Source organism: Stenotrophomonas sp. 107298_Sma, assembly GCF_056480345.1.
Window position 1 is genome coordinate 2,648,939 of sequence record NZ_CM151094.1, and the last position, 16,003, is coordinate 2,664,941.

The window sequence follows — 16,003 nt, forward strand, 5'->3', positions numbered from 1 at the left end:
GTTGTGACAACGGCGGGCGCGATCTGCCCACGGCAATCGCCGGTCATCGGCGCGTTCCCTGTTGATGCTGCTGGATCAGCAGCGCCGCGCGCAGCACATGCTTGCCGACCAGGCTCTTGGAAATGCCGAGCCGAGTGGCGATTTCCCGCTCGCTCAGGCCCAGGTAGCGGTTGAGCACGAAGCACTCGCGTACCTGCGCCGGCAGCGCGAGGATGGTCTGGGTGATCTCGCGCAGTTGTGCCTGGTCCAACGCCTGCGCCTCGCCATCGTGGCCGGCCTCGGCCATGTCGGCGGCGTACTCGGCCATCGCGCGCCGCTCGCGGGCGTCGGCCTGGCTGCGGTTGAGCGCATGGTGATAGGCCATCCGGTACAGATAGCCACGCGGCTCCAGGATCGGTGGATCACCGGGCACGCTGCTGGCCTTCAGGTACAGGTTCTGCAGGGTGTCCTCGGTACTGGCCGGGTCGAGATAGCGCGCGATGAAGCGAGACAACGCACGGCGCTCGCGGATCAACAGCTCGACCAGCGCCAGGGCATTGGGAGACATAGGTGCCAAGGCCGGACCGGGGAATGATGGGCGTGATGGCGACGGTCCGGACGTGGATTGTGGGCCGCGCGGCCGCAGGCGGCAAGCAAAGCCTTTTAGAGCCGAGCCCTCGCTCGGCTGCCCTTGGCGCAGATGCAGCCGAGCATGGGCCCGGCTCTACAGGAGAGCCACGCCATGCGTGCATGCGTGGATGAAGGGCCTACGGTTCGTCCAGCGCCTCGAAGCGTTCGGCGAGGTAATCGATCAACGCTCGCACCGCCGGCAACAAGCCACGTCGCGACGGAAACACCGCGTGCACGATGCCGTGCTTCGGCACCCACTCCGTCAACACCGGCACCAGCGCGCCACTGTCCAGCTCATCGGTGATCATCATCCGCGGCAGCATCAGCAACCCGACCCCGGCCACCGCCGCCGCACGCAGCGCGATCATGTCATCGCTGACCAGGCGCGGGCGATGGTGCACGCTGGCCAGCACATCGTCGGGCCCGGTGTACTCCCAGGCGTGCTGCTGGCTGGCCGAAGCGAGGTCCACCGTCGGCATCACCGCAAGATCGGCCGGCACCTGCGGTGTGCCCAACTGTTCCAGCAGTGTCGGGCTGGCGCTGGTACACCAGACCCGGCGTGCCAGCACGCGCACCACCAGGTCGCTGTCCTCCAGCGGCGGCGGCCGCACCCTTATCGCCACATCCACGCCCTCGCCCACCACATCCACGCGGCGATTGGTGGCATCCAACTGCACCGTCACCTGCGGATACAGGGCGAGGAAGTCAGCCAGCATCACGCCGATGCGCGCATGCAGGATCGCGATCGGGCACGCCAGGCGGATGGTGCCGCGCGGCTCGGCGCGTGACATCGCGATGGCTTCTTCTGCGGCCTCGGCCTCGACCAGCATCGCCTTGCAGTGGCGGTAGTAGTCCTGGCCGACTTCGGTGACTGAAAAGCGCCGGGTCGAACGCTGGATCAGCCGCACGCCCAGACGCTCCTCCAGCAGCGCGATGCGCCGGCTCAGTTTCGACTTCGGCATGGCCAGCGCCCGGCCGGCCTGCGAGAAGCCACCGTGCTCGACCACCATCGCGAAGTAGAACAGGTCGTTGAGGTCGCAGCGGCGGATATCAGCAATGAACACGGGGCGATCTCCTGTGACGCAAGGCGCGCACCCATTGTTCACCAGATAGGACTATGACGGCAAATATTGGCGTCTACCGACCCTATTGTCGCGGCGATATCGTCTCCCTCAACGAAGAACAGCGGCCGGCAGCCCCGGCCAGGAGATCGCCATGAAGCGTGTCACCGGTACCTACAGCGCGCCCCGCCCGCACTGGGTGGGCGACGGATTCCCCGCCCGCTCGATGTTTTCCTACAACACCCACGGCCAGCACCTGAGCCCGTTCCTGCTGCTGGACTATGCCGGCCCCTACACCTTCGCCCCCAGTGATACCCCGCGCGGGGTCGGCCAGCATCCGCATCGCGGTTTCGAGACCGTCACCATCGTCTATGAGGGCGAGGTCGCCCACCGCGACTCGACTGGCGCCGGCGGCACCATCGGCCCGGGCGACGTGCAGTGGATGACCGCTGCCTCCGGCATTCTCCACGAGGAATTCCATACGCCGGAATTCAGCAAGCGCGGCGGCACCCTGGACATGGTGCAGCTGTGGGTGAACCTGCCGGCCCGCGACAAGATGGGCGCACCGGGCTACCAGACCCTGCTCGATGCGCAGATCCCTTCGGTGGAGCTGCCCGATGGCGCCGGCCGCGTCCGTGTCATCGCCGGCCGCTTCGACGGCCACGCCGGTCCAGCACGTACCCACACGCCGATGGATGTCTGGGACATCCGCCTGCAGCAGGGCCAACACGCCGAACTACCGGTGGCCGATGGCCGCACGCTGGCGCTGGTGGTGCTGAAGGGTTCGGTCAGGGTCAACGGCGGCCAGCCGGTCGGCGAAGCCCAGCTGGTCACCTTCGACCGCAGCGGCGAGGACGTGTTCGTCGACGCCGACAGCGACGCCACCCTGCTGCTGCTCAGCGGCGAGCCGATCGACGAGCCGGTGGTGGGCTACGGCCCGTTCGTGATGAACAGCCAGGCCGAGATCAGCCAGGCGGTCAACGATTTCAACAGCGGCCGCTTCGGCCAGATCGCGCACTGAGCGCTTCCGCGCGGCGGGTGATGACCCGTCGCGCCAGCGGGCCATCGCCCACCGTCCCCAGGAGACTGACCATGAGTACCCCCGCCAACTTCAACGGTGCCCGCCCGGTGATCGATCCGGACAACGCCGCGATGCTGCTGATCGACCACCAGAGCGGCCTGTTCCAGACCATCGGTGACATGCCATTCACCAGCGTGCGCGCCCACGCCACTGCGCTAGCGAAGATGGCCACGCTGGCGAAGATGCCGGTGATCACCACCGCCTCGGTTCCACAGGGCCCGAACGGTCCGCTGATCCCGGAGATCCACGACGCGGCCCCGCATGCGCAGTACGTGGCGCGCAAGGGTGAGATCAACGCCTGGGACAACCCGGAATTCGTTGCTGCAGTGAAGGCCACCGGCCGCAAGCAGCTGATCATCGCCGGCACCATCACCAGCGTGTGCATGGCCTTCCCGTCGATGGCCGCCGTGGCCGATGGCTACCAGGTGTTCGCTGTGATCGATGCCTCGGGCACCTATTCGAAGATGGCCGAAGAGATCACCCTGGCCCGCGTAGTGCAGGCCGGCGTGGTGCCGATGGACACCGCCGCGGTGGCCTCGGAGATCCAGCGCACCTGGAACCGCGACGATGCCCAGCAGTGGGCCGAGGTCTACACGAAGATCTTCCCGAACTACCAGCTGTTGATCGAGAGCTACCTGAAGGCGCAGGACGTGCAGAAGAACCACGAGCAGCTGGATTCGCAGCGCAGCTGAGCTGCCCCCGGGGTGCCGGCCAGCCGCCGGCCCCCTCCCAACCGGAGACCCACCATGTCCAGTGAACCCATCCGCGACCCGGCCAGCGACCACCTGCTGACCCCGCAGAATTCCGCCTTCATCATCATCGACTACCAGCCGGTGCAGGTGAACTCCATCGCCTCGATGGACCGCCAGCTGCTGGTCAACAACATCGTCGGCACCGCCAAGGCCGCAGTGGCCTACGGGCTGCCGATCGTGCATTCGACGGTCAACGTCAAGACCGGCCTGAACAAGCCGCCGATTCCGCAGCTGCGCAAGGTTCTGACCGACTACCCCACCTACGACCGCACCACCATCAATTCCTGGGAGGACGTCGAGTTCCGCAAGGCAGTGGAAGCCACCGGCCGCCGCAAGCTGATCATGACCGCACTGTGGACCGAGGCCTGCCTGACTTTCCCGGCCCTGGATGCGTTGAAGGAAGGCTATGAGGTGTATGTGGTGGTCGACGCCGTCGGTGGCACTTCGCTGGCGGCACACGATGCCGCGCTGCGCCGCATCGAACAGGCCGGTGGCCAGCTGATCAGCGTGCCGCAGCTGTTCTGCGAGCTGCAGCGCGACTGGGCCCGTTCGGAAACGGTGCCGGCGTTCATGAACCTCTTCATCGAAACCGGTGGTACGGCGGGTATTCAGTTCTCGTACGATCGTACCGAGTGATTTCGTGGCGGCGCTGGCCTTGCCTGGCGCCGCCTTTTTGGAGCAGTCGAGCACGGCTCGACTCTACAGTGGATTGGTCGAGCATGGCTCGACGCTATAGACAGATGGAGACTCCGATGGCCTACGCACGCATTGTTTCGACCGGCGACAACTACCTGCACCACATCAGCAATGGCAGCTTTGATGTGGACGCGGACGAGCCGGCATCGCTCGGCGGCCAGGGCAAGGGCTTCGCGCCGTTCGATCTGTACCTTGCCTCGCTGGCGGCCTGCACCGCCATCACCCTGCGCATGTATGCACAACGCAAGGGCTGGGAACTGGGCGAGTTTCATGCCGAGCTGCGCTCTGAGCGTGACGAGGATGGGCGCTTCCACGTACATCGCGTGCTGCACGCCAGCGCTGAACTGAGCGATGCACAGTGGCAGCGTCTGCTGGAAGTGGTGGAGAAGACCCCGGTGACCCTGGTGATGCGCGAGGGCGCACGGATCACCAGCGAGCGCGGCTGAAGCAGGTCTGGCCCACCTGCGGCGGATCTTGGCCGGTTCCTCGCTTGTTCCGGCCTCGCCCCTGTTCCAAGCTGCGCGTCCGCGTTCGGATGCAGTGAGCGCGCAGCAACAGGAGGACCGCACGCGATGTTACGTGCCCATGCTTTGGATCTGGATTTCAACGGCCGCACCCTGCTGGCCGATATCAACCTGCACCTGCCCTCAGGTGCCCGCATCGCCCTGATCGGCGACAACGGCAGCGGCAAGAGCTGCCTGTTGCAGATGTTGGCCGGTACTCTGGTGCCCAGTGGCGGGACCATCATCCGGCGCAATGGCGCACGCATCGCCTACGTGCCGCAGCACGTGCTCGATGACTCCTCTCGTAGCGGCGGCGAGCAGATGCGCCATGCGCTCGCCCGCGCGCTTGATGCCGACCCCGACGTACTGCTACTGGATGAACCCAGCAATCACCTGGACCGCAGTGCACGCCGCTCGCTGATCGCGCGCCTGCGCCAGTTCCATGGCGCGCTGTTGGTGGCCACCCACGATGAAGCCCTGATCGATGCGCTCTGTAATGACCTCTGGCACATACGTGGCGGGCGCGTGAGCCACTTCGGCGGCCGCTACCGCGACTATCAGGCGGACCTGCAGCAGCGACGCGAGGCCAGCGACCGGCAGCTGCGCCAGCTGGATCAGGAGCGCGGCCAGGCCCATGAGGCGTTGATGCGCGAACAGCAGCGCGCCGCGAGCTCGCGGGAACGCGGTGTGCGCAAGGTGGAACAGCGCAAGTGGGGCGGCGTGCGTTCAGCCACCAAGCTCGGCCGTGGCAATACCACCGCCGGCAGCAAGCAACTGCTGATCCGTGAGCAGCAGGAAGACATCGAGGCTCGTCGCAATGACCTGCAGCGGGAGACCATCATCGAGCCTGCCTTCGCGTTGCCGGCCGGCTGGCGACGTGAAGGAGTGGTGGTGCAGCTGACCGACGCCAGCGTGGCGCATGCCACGGAAACGGTGCTGGGTGGACTGCATCTGCGCCTGGATGTCGGCGATCGCCTGGCGATCACCGGTGACAACGGCAGCGGAAAGTCCACGCTGGCACGCGCGCTGTGCGGCGACCCAAGCATCCACCGTGATGGTGACTGGTTGCTGCCGCCAGCTGATCAGATCGCCCTGCTCGACCAGCACTACCGGGACCTGCCGATGCAGGCCACGCCTCTCCAGGCGCTGTCTGCCCAGATGCCGGACTGGAGCCAGACCCAGTGCCGGCTGCACCTGGCCGACTTCCTGTTCCGCGGCGATGCCACGGCGCAGACGCCCGTGTCCGCATTGTCCGGTGGCGAACGGGCGCGCCTTTCAATGGCATTGATGGCGGCCAAGCCCCCAGCGCTGCTGGTTCTGGACGAACCAACCAACAACCTGGACATGACGCTGCGGATGCACCTGATGCAGGTGCTGCGGGTGTTCCCGGGCACGTTGGTGGTGGTGTCGCATGACGACGCGTTTCTGCAGGCGCTGGAACCGGGACAGGTGCTGGCGTTGTAGCTGCGGCCGGGTGTGGCCTATCCACATACCGCGTGGATCTACTGTAGAGCCGAAGGCAACGGCAGGGGCTGTTGCCAACCTCGCGTGCAACCACCCGAAAAGCCGAGCATGGGCTCGGCTCTACGTAAGGCTCAGCGCCGCGAATGCAGCACGGTGCGCTGGCGCATGGCGTTGAACTCCTGCTCCACCTGCTGGATGTCCTCGGCCTGGAAACCGGCCGCATCCAGCAGCTGGTCGGCGGCAGCCGCCGCCAGCGGGTCATCGTCGCGCTGGCGCCAACAGCGCGCCGGCAGGAAGTAGCCCACTTCGCTGCGCCCGCGCATGATCACCACCGGCCGGCCTGAGTACAGCAGGAACTCGGCCAGGTGCTGGCGCAGGCCCTCCACTGAAACATAGGCCGGTCCAACACCCAGCATCTGGCTGGACGGTTCGGGACTTTCGAACAGCTTGCGACGGCTCATCCATTCCTCCTTTGTGCAACGCGTGGTCTCCTTTCCTTAGACGGGTGCATCGCTGCGCCCCCGCCACGCTTCGCGTGATGCCCATCACGCCATCCGCTTAGAAGCCGGTGTTGAACTCCAGCTGAAACACGTCGATCGACAGCGGCGCGCCGGACACTTCCTTGGCCGCCATCCACTTGCCGCTGATCCAGCTGCGCGCGTCGAGCGCGTAGGCACCGCCCACGTAGTAGCCGCGGGCATTGCTGCCACCCAGGTGGAAGTTCGGATCGTTGTAGGCGTCGGGCAGCGCGTCGGCCTCGATATGCTTATAGCCCAGCAGTGCCTGCCACTGGCCCTTCTCCTTCAGCTCGGTAGCACCGAAGGTGGCCTGCAGCATCCAGGCGGTGTCGCCGCTGCGGAAGGTATCGATGCTGGCAGTACCGCCGGCGCCGTAGTTGTTGACGATGCCGCTGTTGGCTCGGCGGAACATCGCCTGCTTGTCGTAAGCCAGGTTGCGGATGAAGTCGCCTTCCAGGCGCATGCCGATGTCCTGCGCCAGCTGCGTATCCCAGCGCAGGTTCATTGTGGCCAGGCGGAATTCCGACGCCAGGCCGACATACTGCGGGGTTGGCGTGTTGGCCGGATCCAGCGGATTGCGGGCGATGTCGCGGATCAGCATCAGGGTGTTGCCCTTCTGCATGAACACCGGGCGCGACCAGTCGGTGTCGCAGCCCACCGCACCCGCATACAGCGCACACGGTGAGGACAGGCGACCACTGATGTTCTTGAAATCGTAGTAGCCCAGCGCGGCGCGCAGCGCATTGTCGTCGTTGAAGTGCCAGTTCACACCCACCTGCGCACCGGACAGCCACTTGTTCTCGTTCGGGGTCTTGACCCGGCTCTGGCTGGGCGAGCTGTCGGAGGTGTATTCCAACGGCACCACCGCCAGATTGGCGAACAGACCGACGTCGCCGCCATCGAGGTCGTACTTCAGATTGGCGGCCAGGCCGTCGAAGTTGAGGTCGTTGGAGAACAGCGTGTCACTGGTCCAGAACGGGTTGCCGAAGCGGCCACCGCGCACGGTCACCCAGTCGGCCGGGCTGTAGGCCAGCCAGGCCTGGTCAAGCCATACATCCTTCTTGCTCAGGCCGCCACCCAGCTGCTCGGTGGTCGACACCGGGCCATTGCTGCTGCCGCTGGCCATGCGAACGCCGGCCGTGGTGTGCTGGCCAATGGTGGCCTCGATGCCCAGGCGGGCACGGATGCGCCACAGGTTGCGGCGGTCCTGTCGGGTGTTCAGCAGCGGCGGCAGCTGCAGGTTGGTGTTGGTGTTCGTATCGAAGCCGTTGCCAGAATTGATCGATGCCCAGTTGCTCACGATGTCGCTGTTGCGCTCGGAGTAGAAGCGCGACTCGCTGCGTACGCGCATGTCACCGGTGACCTTGATGCGCTTGGTCCATTCGGCCACTTCGTTGGGTGCCGCCCAGCCTTCCGCCTTGGCCTGCGCCATCACGTCCTGGCGCACCTCGTCACGAATGCCGTCGCGTACGCTCTGCGGCACGTAGGGCACGCGCACGTCGCCGGCTTCCAGGGCCACGCCACCGCTGGCGGCCGTGCTGCCGCTGGCTGCGGTGCGTTGTGCGGCCACCGCTTCGGCTTCGGCCTGCACCAACAACGCCTGGCCGTCTTCGGGCTTCAGTGCACCACTGGCGATCAGGCCCTTGATCAGCTTGACCATGGTGGTTTCGGCGGCCATCGCACCGGCCGGTGCGGCCAGGCTGAGCAGCACGGCGCAGCACAGCAGCGCCCGTCGGGCCGGCCGCGGGCGGCGGGAGTCGGTTCGTGCGCGGACGTGGTCGTTCATCACGGTTCTCATCGAAAGAAGGGGAATCATGGAAGTCGGGAATCAGGCCCCGGGCCGGCGGCCCTGGATCAGGACGCGGGCGGGGAAATCGAGTGACGGCGGCGGTGCCTGGTCGACCTTGCCGATGCGTCGCAGCGCGTCGAGCACGGCCGCGTCGGCCTCCTCGTTACCGCTGCCACGCACCAGCTCGACCTTCTCCAGCCGACCGTCCGTGGCCAGCCACACATTCACCTGCAGCTGGAACGCCAGGCGCTTGACCTTGTCGTCGCGCGAGATCGCTTGCTGCATCAGGTAGCCGAGGTAGCGACCGTAGGTGGCATTGCCGGCGCCGCCACGGCCGACGCCCGACGAGCCACCGCCACTGCCGGACTGGATGCCGAAGTTGTCACCGCCAGCCTGGGCATCGGCATTCATCGTCACCGGGTCAGCGTTGTCCGGGGTCGGCGTCGGCTCTTCAGCGGGCGTCGGCTGATCCAGCGGCTCCGGCTCGGGCATCGTTTCTTCCGGCGGCGTTTCCGGCTCTGGCGGCTTTTCCGGCGGCGGGGGTGGCGGCGGAGGCGGCGGTGGCAGTGCCAGCATCGGCGGCTGCACCACCGGCCGACGGGTGCTGGCGGTGTCCTTGAACAGCAGCCACCACACCGCGATGCCTAGCACCAGCAAGGCGGCCAGCACCAGCGCGACGGTCACCAGCAACTGGCGACCGCGCATGCCGGGCTCCGGCCGAGGGGGTTGATGGGCCGTCATGCCTCAGCCCTGCGCCTTGCCGGTGACCAGGCCGACCTGGGCCAGCTCCAGCCGCCGCAGCAGGTCCAGCACCTCGACCACGCGGGCGTACTGCACCTGCGCATCACCGCGTACGATCACCGGAAAATCTGGCGTGGTCGCGCGTTCGGTACGCAGCCGGTCTTCCAGCTCGGCCATCGTCACCGGGTAGGCATCCAGGAACACCTGGCCACTGGGGTCGATGGTGATCGCCTTGGTCTTCGGCTTTTCCAGGGCCACGCTGTTGCTGGCCTTCGGCAGGTTGACCTCGATGCCGGGAATGGAGGCGTTGCTGGTCAGGATGAAGATCACCAGCACCACCAGCAGCACGTCCACGAAGGGCGTCACGTTGATGCCCTTCTCGCGCTTCTTGATGCCGAACTTCGCCTTCTGGCCCATGGCGCGCCCCTCAGCCCTGGACCGCGGCCGGGCCGCGCCCGTCCTGCTCTTCGGCCAGTCGCGCGGCGAACTCGTCGATGAACACCGCCATGTCTGCGCCGATCGCCTCGGCGCGTGCGCCCAGGTAGTTGTAGCCGAACAGCGCCGGGATCGCGACGCCGAGGCCGGCTGCGGTACACAGCAGCGCTGCAGCCATGCCCGGCGCCACCGAGTTGATGTCCACCGCGCCGGCCATCGCCGCCACCACGAACACCAGCATGATGCCGATCACGGTGCCGAACAGGCCCACGTAGGGCGCACCTTCGATGGTTGTCGACAGCCAGTTCATGCGCCGTGCCATCGCTTCCTGCTCGCGCACCATCACCGCATCCATCGAGGCACGGATCGCGGCGATGGTGGCGCCGCTCAGGTAGCCACTGTTGCCATCACGCTGGTGGCGCTGCTGCATTTCATCGATGGCCACCTGGTAGATGCGCCACAGCGAGCCGTCATGCATCGCGGTCGGCGCCTTGCCCTGGCGGTCCATCTCGGACAGAGTGCGCAGCGGCACACCGGACAACTTGCCGAAGCTTTCGGTGAATACCGCGTTGGCCTTGCTGGTGCGGCCGAAGTGGCGGCTCTTGGCGATCATGATCGCCCATGACATCAGCATCATCAGGCCGAGGATGGCGACCACCACCCAGGCATCGAACGGCATCGCCTTGAGAATGAAGCCGAAGTGGCTCTGGCCGGCCGACTGCTCATCGGCGCCGTAGCTGATCAGGCGCGAGTCGGCACCCTGCGCAGTGGCATCGGCCAGCAGCAGCGCCGCCGGACGTGCCACACGCGAGATGCGCAGTTCATCCAGTGCGCCTTCGAAGTTGGCCAGAGGCTGTACCGCGCCCGGTGCATCGGCGCCCACTACCGGGGCGGTACCCAGCGCCGGCAGCTCGCCGCTCAGCTGGGCCACCACACGGCCGTTGAGGTACAGCTGCAACGCGCCCTTCTCCGCCGTCAGCGCGACGTGCGCCCACTGCCCTTCCGGAATTGGTTGCGCAGGCGTACTGCGCTGGCCGTTGAGCTGCACGAACGGCACCCGGTTCTCGATACCCAGCACCAGCTCGGAGGCGCCATCGCGACGGGCAAAGATTGCCTGCGCCGCATTGTTGCTGCCCGGCTTGATCCAGGCCGAGAGGGTCAACGGCGCGCCAGCTTCCTGTGCCAGCGAGGCGCTGGCCGGCAACGGCAACGGGCCTGCGCCCAGCTGCACGCCACGGCCGATCACCGAACCTTCGGACGGCGGCACCACAGCACCGGCATTGTTGCCGTAGGCGGTGGTGTCGCGTGCCGGCGCATTGGCTTCGGCGAAGTGGTAGACCAGCGTGTAGTCCGGGTCGAATACCTGCTGACCGTTGCCGCTGGCCGGGGCCTTCTCGTTGCCGTAGTACATCCAGATCGTCTGCGGCGCCGCGGCGCTGACCGCTGGCACGTCCACCCAGACCAGGGCCAGGCCCAGCTTGGGATCGAACTGCTCGATCTGGTGGGCCAGCACAGTGCGGCCATCACCCGAGACGAAACGCAGGTCATTGCCCGCATCCTGGGTGCCGTCGAAACCGAAGTTGCCGGTATGCAGGCGCAGCAGCAGCGGCGTACGGCCCGGGTCACCGGCCAGGCCCGCACCCTGCGGGCCGGCGTCGACGGTAATCGGCTTGCGGTACTTCCATTCGGCCTGCCACCAATTGGCATCGGCCGCAGCGGCGGGCAACGCAACCAGCGCGGCCAGCAGCAGCAACACTCGGGAAAGCAAACGGTCCATGCGAAGGGTCTCCGGAGAACGCATGTTCAAGGAAAGGATCAGTAACTGGTGCTGATGTTGAAATGCAGGCGCGGGTCGTCCTTGCGCGTGACCGGGCCATCGGCATAGGGCCAGGCGTAGTCCAGGCGCAGTTGCAGGTGTTCGCCCAGGCGCAGCTGCGCACCCAGGCCGACCGACGCCAGGTTGTACTTGTCACGCTGCTCGGGCAGCGGCTGGCGCAGGCGCAGGTAGGCCGCGTCGGCAAAGCTGTAGACGCGCAGATCGGTGCCGCTCCACAGCGACCATGCCGGGGTACGCCACTCCAGGCTGGCCAGGCCGCCGTAGTCGCCGATCGCCTCGGCCGAGAGATAGCCGCGCACGGTGTACATGCCACCGGCGGCGAACTGCTCAGCCGACACCAGCGGCGCATCGGTTACCTGCAGCGAGCCGCGCGCGTACCACTGCCAATCGCTGCCGAAGGTGTGGGTGTTGGCCACATCGGCCTTGAAGGCCACGAAACTCGGATCGGCCCAGTAGCGCTTCTGCCCGAAGCCGATGGCATCGCTGCCATAGCCGAACAGGCGACGGGTGCCGGCGACCAACTGGGTATTGATGCTCAGCTGGTCCTGCTCACCCTGGCGCACTCCGACGAATGCCAGGGTGATCGGCGCGTACTTCAGCGGCGTTTTCAGGCTCTCCTTGCCCATCTGCGTGTCTTCCTCGGTGTCCTTGAAGTCCACACCGAGGCTGAGCTGGCGCCACCACTGGCTGCTGCCGGTCAGTCGATAGTTGAGCTTGACGCCGATCGAGTGACCGTTGCCGATCACGTTGGTACCGGTGCCGGTACCGACCTGTCCGCCTGCGTTCAGTACGCGGCTGTCGGACTTGTAGCCGGACGCTTCCAGGCTCCACGGCGTGCCTTCGAACGGCATCATGTACGAGGCCGAGAACACCTTGGCCTGCTTGGTATCTTCCGGGGCCAGATACACGCCGATGTTGGCGCTGTGGCCGCGCTTCCACAGGTTGTCGTAGGCCAGCGACGCACTCAGGCGCAGCTTCTGGGTGTCGGCACTGTGGTCGTTGTTGAGCGCCGCGCTGGCACGCCACGGCGACTTCTCCTCGACCTGCAGATCCACATCCATCGTGCCCGGCACCTGGCCCTCTCGCACCAGCGGCATCACCTGGCGACGTCCGCCTTCATTCAGCGCGGTCAGTTCCTTCTGCGCCTGGTCGAAGTCCGGCACCTTGCCCTCGGCAAGTGCCGGCACGCGTTCGCGGATGCGTTCGGGCGATTCGTGCTTCGTGCCTACGACCCGCAGCTGCCCGATCGGCGTCTGCTGCACCTTCAGCAGCACCACGCCGCCACTGACCTGCTGCTCGGGCAGCTCGACGTAGACCGACTGGTAGCCTGCCTGTTGGTACAGCGCATTGACGGCATCGCGCGCCTTCTCGACATCAGCCAGGGTCTTGCCGGGGCCGAGGAACGGCTCCACCGCACGTTCGATCTGGCGCGGATCGAGCACGGTGTTGCCGCGCACGATGTATTCATTGATGTTCACGCTGGGCGCAGGCGCCGCGTCCTGTGCGAACAATGGCAGCGGCATCGCGGCCAGAGCCAGCACCAGCGGATGCAGGCGCAAGGGAAGGTGGACGGCTCGGCACGGAACAGGAGTCATCGAAAGCATCGCGTCGTATCGAAGGAAGTGGCCATGGAGCGGCGCGTGGGTCTACCAACAGGACGTGTAGGTCGCGTCAAAGCCGCCAACAGTTTTGTGACAGCACTGTCATCTTTTGACGGTCCGCCAACGCGCGCAGGCGGACACTGCGCACGCCATACGTCTGCATTGCAGAGCCCTTGCTGCTGCGGGAGATCGGAAATGAGCGGACTGTTGATCACATGGCGTCGTCCGGCGCTCGCCTTCGTCGTGTTGCTGGTGTTGCCCTCGGTGCAGGCCGGCGAACAAAAAACACAGGAGGACGCTGCACCGTGTATTGAAGTACAGGTCAACGGCGAACGGATTCCCGCCTGGGAGTGCCTGCAGCGCAAGCTGGCGCCGCCGGCGAAATCTGCGAAGTCACCGGCGTTGCCCGAAGCCGAACGGCTGATGCGGCAGCCCGGCAACCAGCTGATGCAGTACAACCTGGAAGGCACGCGACAGCGCATGGGCGATGCCTTTGGTCGTTCGGTGGTACCCCAGCGTCCGGCGCGCTGATCCTGCGCAGCTGTAGAGCCGAGCCCACGCTCGGCTGCTTCTGCGTGGCATCGCCGATGAATGCAAAGACCGCCGAGCGTGGGCTCGGCTCTACAGGGAGTTGGCGGGCACGATGCCATCGGTCGGCACCGGTGGCAGCTCCGGCACCGGCAGGCTGCGCGACTGGCCTGCCTGCTGCAGCTCCACCGCGCTGGCACTGATGCCGGCCAGTACCGTGGATGGACCCAGCCGCTGACCGGGGGCATAGGCTTCCGCCGGGCGGCCATCCACCGAGAGCAGGGCCAGTGGCGCGTGGTCACCGGCCATCACGCCCAGCACGACCACTTCTGTCTGCACCGCACCGGGTGAAAGCAGCCGCACCAGCGGCAGACTCGCCGCTGCGTCGAACACGGGCCGCACAGGCACATTCGGCTGTGCCTCACTGGCGGCCACCGAGGGTATTTGGCCGACAAGGGTCACGCCCCAATAGGCCACCACCGCCAGCAGCAGCGTCGCCGCCAGCAGGGTCAACACCTGATTGCGATCCCAGCGCCTGCCATCCATGTTCCGCACCATTGCCACGTTCGTGTCCGCCCACGCTAGCAGCCGTCGCTGACGCTTTTGTTTCATCATCCGCGCTTACGCTGGCAGGCATCGGCAAGGACAGGAGGCGATGTCGATGCAACGCATTCCGCATGGCTTCACCCTGATCGAACTGATGGTGGTGCTGGTCATCATCGGCATCTGCACGGCCGGGATCGGCCTGGGCCTGGGCAGCCTGCTCGACCCCGGCCGGCAGCTGCGGCAGGAAGCCGAGCGGCTGGCGCAGCGCCTGCAGGCGGCACGGGACGAGGCCCGCATCGACGGCCGCAGCATCCGCTGGCAGGCCGACGCCAGCGGCTATCGCTTCAGCCGCCGCGAGGGCAGCCAATGGGTGACCGTACAGCGCGACGACCTGTTGCGGCCGCAGCGGTGGCAGGCAACGGGTATCGCGGTGCAGCCCGCCAATGCCATCGAACTAAGCCCGGAATGGATCGGTACCGCCTGGGAGCTGGGGCTGTCGCTGGAGGGCCGCACACTGCGTCTTCGTGATGATGGCAGCGGACAATTGCAGGTCGTGCAGTGAAGCGGAACATGCGCGGATTCACCTTGATCGAGGTGCTGATCGCACTGGCGATCGTTTCGATTGCGCTGGCGGCGGTGATGCGCTCGGTGGCGGTGGCCACCGACGATCAGTCACGGCTGCGTGATCGCCGCTTGGCACTGATGTGCGCGCAGGACCGCTGGCAGGAGCTTCGTTTGGCCGGGCAGGCACCCCAGGATGCACGGCAACGCTGCGTGCAGGGACGCGGAACCTTCCTGGTGCTGCAGCACCTGGGCACGGGCAGCGACGGCCAGCCGCAGCTGGAACTGAGCGTGGTCGCCGAGGATGCACCGCGGCAGTCGCTGGCGCGGATGCAGCTGCCGTGGACGGCCGCGCCATGAAGCGCGCCGTGGGCGGTTTCACCCTGATCGAGGTGATGATCGCGATCACCATCATGGGCGTGCTGGCGCTGATCTGCTGGCGTGCGCTCGACAGCGTGGCCAGCAGCGACCAGCGCCTGCGACAGGCAGATGCCGAGACCACCACCGCACTGCGCGTGCTGCAGCAGTTCCAGCGGGATATCGAGATGCGTGCGGATGATGCGCTGATGAATGGCGCGGTGCGTCCGGCTGATCGTCCGCAGCGATTGCTGCCTCCGTCGCTGGTGAGTGAACGGCACCCGGATGGAAGCTTCGCGCTGGAGATCACCCGCAGCGTGGGCAGCGATGGGCTGCACTGGCAGCGGGTGCGCTGGTGGCGTCAGGGCAGCACACTGTGGCGGGCCAGCGGCGCGGCCACGGACCGGTATCCATTGCCTGCGCCGGAACAGTCGAAGGGCATCGCGGTGGCGCGCGATGTGCAGCGGTTCGAGCTGCGGGCGTGGCAGCCCGGCGCGGGATGGGCCGTGTTGCCGAGCAAGGGCGAGGTGCTGCCAGCCACCGGACTGGAGCTGCGGCTGGGCCTGCGCGATGGGCGTGGGCCATTGAGCTACCGGCGGGTGCTGGAGTTGTAGGATTCGTTCGTGGCACCGCATCCACGCATGGCGTAGATCTACTGCAGAGCCTGCTCCGCTGGTGGCTGGGATCTACTGCTGAGCCTGCTCTGGTGATGGCGGGGATCTACCCCCGAGCCTCCTCTGGTGGGTGCCGACCGTTGGTCGGCACTGATGCTGGCCCAGGCATCCACGCATGGCGTGGGTCTACTACCCTCCTGCCGCCGGGTGCTCTCCTGCACCCGGCGGCGCTGTGTCGGTGGTCCTCACCGCTGATGGCCGCTCCCTGCCCTCCGTGCCGTCCTGGCTGGGGCCGCCACCGCTCCCTGGC

Annotated in this window: 18 protein-coding genes; 9 read left to right on the forward strand and 9 right to left on the reverse strand. The window is 66.7% G+C overall.

Translation table 11 applies throughout. The features are described 5' to 3' along the window. Positions 1 to 43: 43 nt before the first annotated feature. Together ACZK2G_RS12485 and ACZK2G_RS12490 are read right to left on the reverse strand one after the other, a co-directional pair. Positions 44 to 547: an RNA polymerase sigma factor gene (locus tag ACZK2G_RS12485; protein ID WP_006370408.1), complete on the reverse strand. Its 504-nt coding sequence runs from the start codon at positions 545 to 547 to the stop codon at positions 44 to 46. 199 nt (positions 548 to 746) lie between these two features. Further along, positions 747 to 1,673, reverse strand: a complete 927-nt coding sequence (locus ACZK2G_RS12490) for a LysR family transcriptional regulator (RefSeq protein WP_046986973.1) — start codon at positions 1,671 to 1,673, stop codon at positions 747 to 749. A gap of 151 nt (positions 1,674 to 1,824) precedes the next feature. Here ACZK2G_RS12490 and ACZK2G_RS12495 point away from each other — a divergent pair, with 151 nt between their 5' ends. The 5 genes from ACZK2G_RS12495 to ACZK2G_RS12515 all read left to right on the forward strand — a co-directional run bounded on the left by ACZK2G_RS12495 (position 1,825) and on the right by ACZK2G_RS12515 (position 6,166). Continuing rightward, complete coding sequence (locus ACZK2G_RS12495; protein WP_046986974.1) at positions 1,825 to 2,691, forward strand: pirin family protein; 867 nt, start codon at positions 1,825 to 1,827, stop codon at positions 2,689 to 2,691. 71 nt (positions 2,692 to 2,762) lie between these two features. Next, positions 2,763 to 3,443, forward strand: a complete 681-nt coding sequence (locus ACZK2G_RS12500) for a hydrolase (RefSeq protein ID WP_478473485.1) — start codon at positions 2,763 to 2,765, stop codon at positions 3,441 to 3,443. A 54-nt stretch (positions 3,444 to 3,497) separates the two neighbouring features. Then, positions 3,498 to 4,139, forward strand: a complete 642-nt coding sequence (locus ACZK2G_RS12505; protein WP_046986975.1) for a hydrolase — start codon at positions 3,498 to 3,500, stop codon at positions 4,137 to 4,139. 116 nt (positions 4,140 to 4,255) lie between these two features. After that, entirely contained in the window at positions 4,256 to 4,645 is a 390-nt protein-coding gene (locus ACZK2G_RS12510; RefSeq protein ID WP_032129425.1) for an OsmC family protein, read from the forward strand. A gap of 126 nt (positions 4,646 to 4,771) precedes the next feature. Further along, positions 4,772 to 6,166: an ABC-F family ATP-binding cassette domain-containing protein gene (locus tag ACZK2G_RS12515; RefSeq protein ID WP_136637923.1), complete on the forward strand. Its 1,395-nt coding sequence runs from the start codon at positions 4,772 to 4,774 to the stop codon at positions 6,164 to 6,166. Positions 6,167 to 6,297: 131 nt separating this feature from the next. Here the strand turns inward: ACZK2G_RS12515 and ACZK2G_RS12520 are convergent, their stop codons facing one another. From ACZK2G_RS12520 to ACZK2G_RS12545, 6 genes are all read right to left on the reverse strand, one after another. Continuing rightward, on the reverse strand, positions 6,298 to 6,627 hold the full coding sequence (locus ACZK2G_RS12520) for a hypothetical protein (RefSeq protein WP_046986976.1): 330 nt from the start codon (positions 6,625 to 6,627) through the stop codon (positions 6,298 to 6,300). Between the two features lie 97 nt (positions 6,628 to 6,724). Beyond that, positions 6,725 to 8,470, reverse strand: a complete 1,746-nt coding sequence (locus ACZK2G_RS12525) for a putative porin (RefSeq protein WP_478473487.1) — start codon at positions 8,468 to 8,470, stop codon at positions 6,725 to 6,727. Between the two features lie 42 nt (positions 8,471 to 8,512). Next, positions 8,513 to 9,178, reverse strand: a complete 666-nt coding sequence (locus ACZK2G_RS12530; RefSeq protein ID WP_136637921.1) for a TonB family protein — start codon at positions 9,176 to 9,178, stop codon at positions 8,513 to 8,515. A gap of 39 nt (positions 9,179 to 9,217) precedes the next feature. Beyond that, positions 9,218 to 9,631 (reverse strand): ExbD/TolR family protein, encoded by a 414-nt coding sequence (locus ACZK2G_RS12535; protein ID WP_005409874.1) that lies wholly within the window; start codon positions 9,629 to 9,631, stop codon positions 9,218 to 9,220. A gap of 10 nt (positions 9,632 to 9,641) precedes the next feature. Then, positions 9,642 to 11,426, reverse strand: a complete 1,785-nt coding sequence (locus ACZK2G_RS12540; protein ID WP_295377834.1) for a DUF2341 domain-containing protein — start codon at positions 11,424 to 11,426, stop codon at positions 9,642 to 9,644. A gap of 38 nt (positions 11,427 to 11,464) precedes the next feature. Beyond that, positions 11,465 to 13,081, reverse strand: coding sequence for a ShlB/FhaC/HecB family hemolysin secretion/activation protein (locus ACZK2G_RS12545; protein ID WP_478473488.1), 1,617 nt, complete (start codon positions 13,079 to 13,081; stop codon positions 11,465 to 11,467). A gap of 201 nt (positions 13,082 to 13,282) precedes the next feature. Here ACZK2G_RS12545 and ACZK2G_RS12550 point away from each other — a divergent pair, with 201 nt between their 5' ends. Beyond that, complete coding sequence (locus ACZK2G_RS12550) at positions 13,283 to 13,618, forward strand: hypothetical protein (protein WP_012511246.1); 336 nt, start codon at positions 13,283 to 13,285, stop codon at positions 13,616 to 13,618. Positions 13,619 to 13,708: 90 nt separating this feature from the next. On the opposite strand, the gene ACZK2G_RS12555 is transcribed toward ACZK2G_RS12550, so the two are convergent. Continuing rightward, complete coding sequence (locus ACZK2G_RS12555; protein WP_295377827.1) at positions 13,709 to 14,161, reverse strand: general secretion pathway protein; 453 nt, start codon at positions 14,159 to 14,161, stop codon at positions 13,709 to 13,711. A 115-nt stretch (positions 14,162 to 14,276) separates the two neighbouring features. On the opposite strand from ACZK2G_RS12555, the gene gspH reads away from it, so the two are divergent. The 3 genes from gspH to ACZK2G_RS12570 are packed head-to-tail and all read left to right on the forward strand — an operon-like array spanning position 14,277 to position 15,693. After that, positions 14,277 to 14,723, forward strand: a complete 447-nt coding sequence (gspH, locus tag ACZK2G_RS12560) for a type II secretion system minor pseudopilin GspH (protein WP_136638057.1) — start codon at positions 14,277 to 14,279, stop codon at positions 14,721 to 14,723. An 8-nt stretch (positions 14,724 to 14,731) separates the two neighbouring features. Then, positions 14,732 to 15,082, forward strand: coding sequence for a type II secretion system minor pseudopilin GspI (gene gspI / locus ACZK2G_RS12565; protein WP_248298391.1), 351 nt, complete (start codon positions 14,732 to 14,734; stop codon positions 15,080 to 15,082). Next, the gene (locus ACZK2G_RS12570; RefSeq protein ID WP_426353388.1) at positions 15,079 to 15,693 is read left to right on the forward strand and encodes a prepilin-type N-terminal cleavage/methylation domain-containing protein; all 615 of its coding nucleotides are present in this window, start codon (positions 15,079 to 15,081) and stop codon (positions 15,691 to 15,693) included. The genes gspI and ACZK2G_RS12570 overlap by 4 nt, the downstream gene beginning before the upstream one ends. The last annotated feature ends 310 nt before the right edge of the window (positions 15,694 to 16,003 follow it).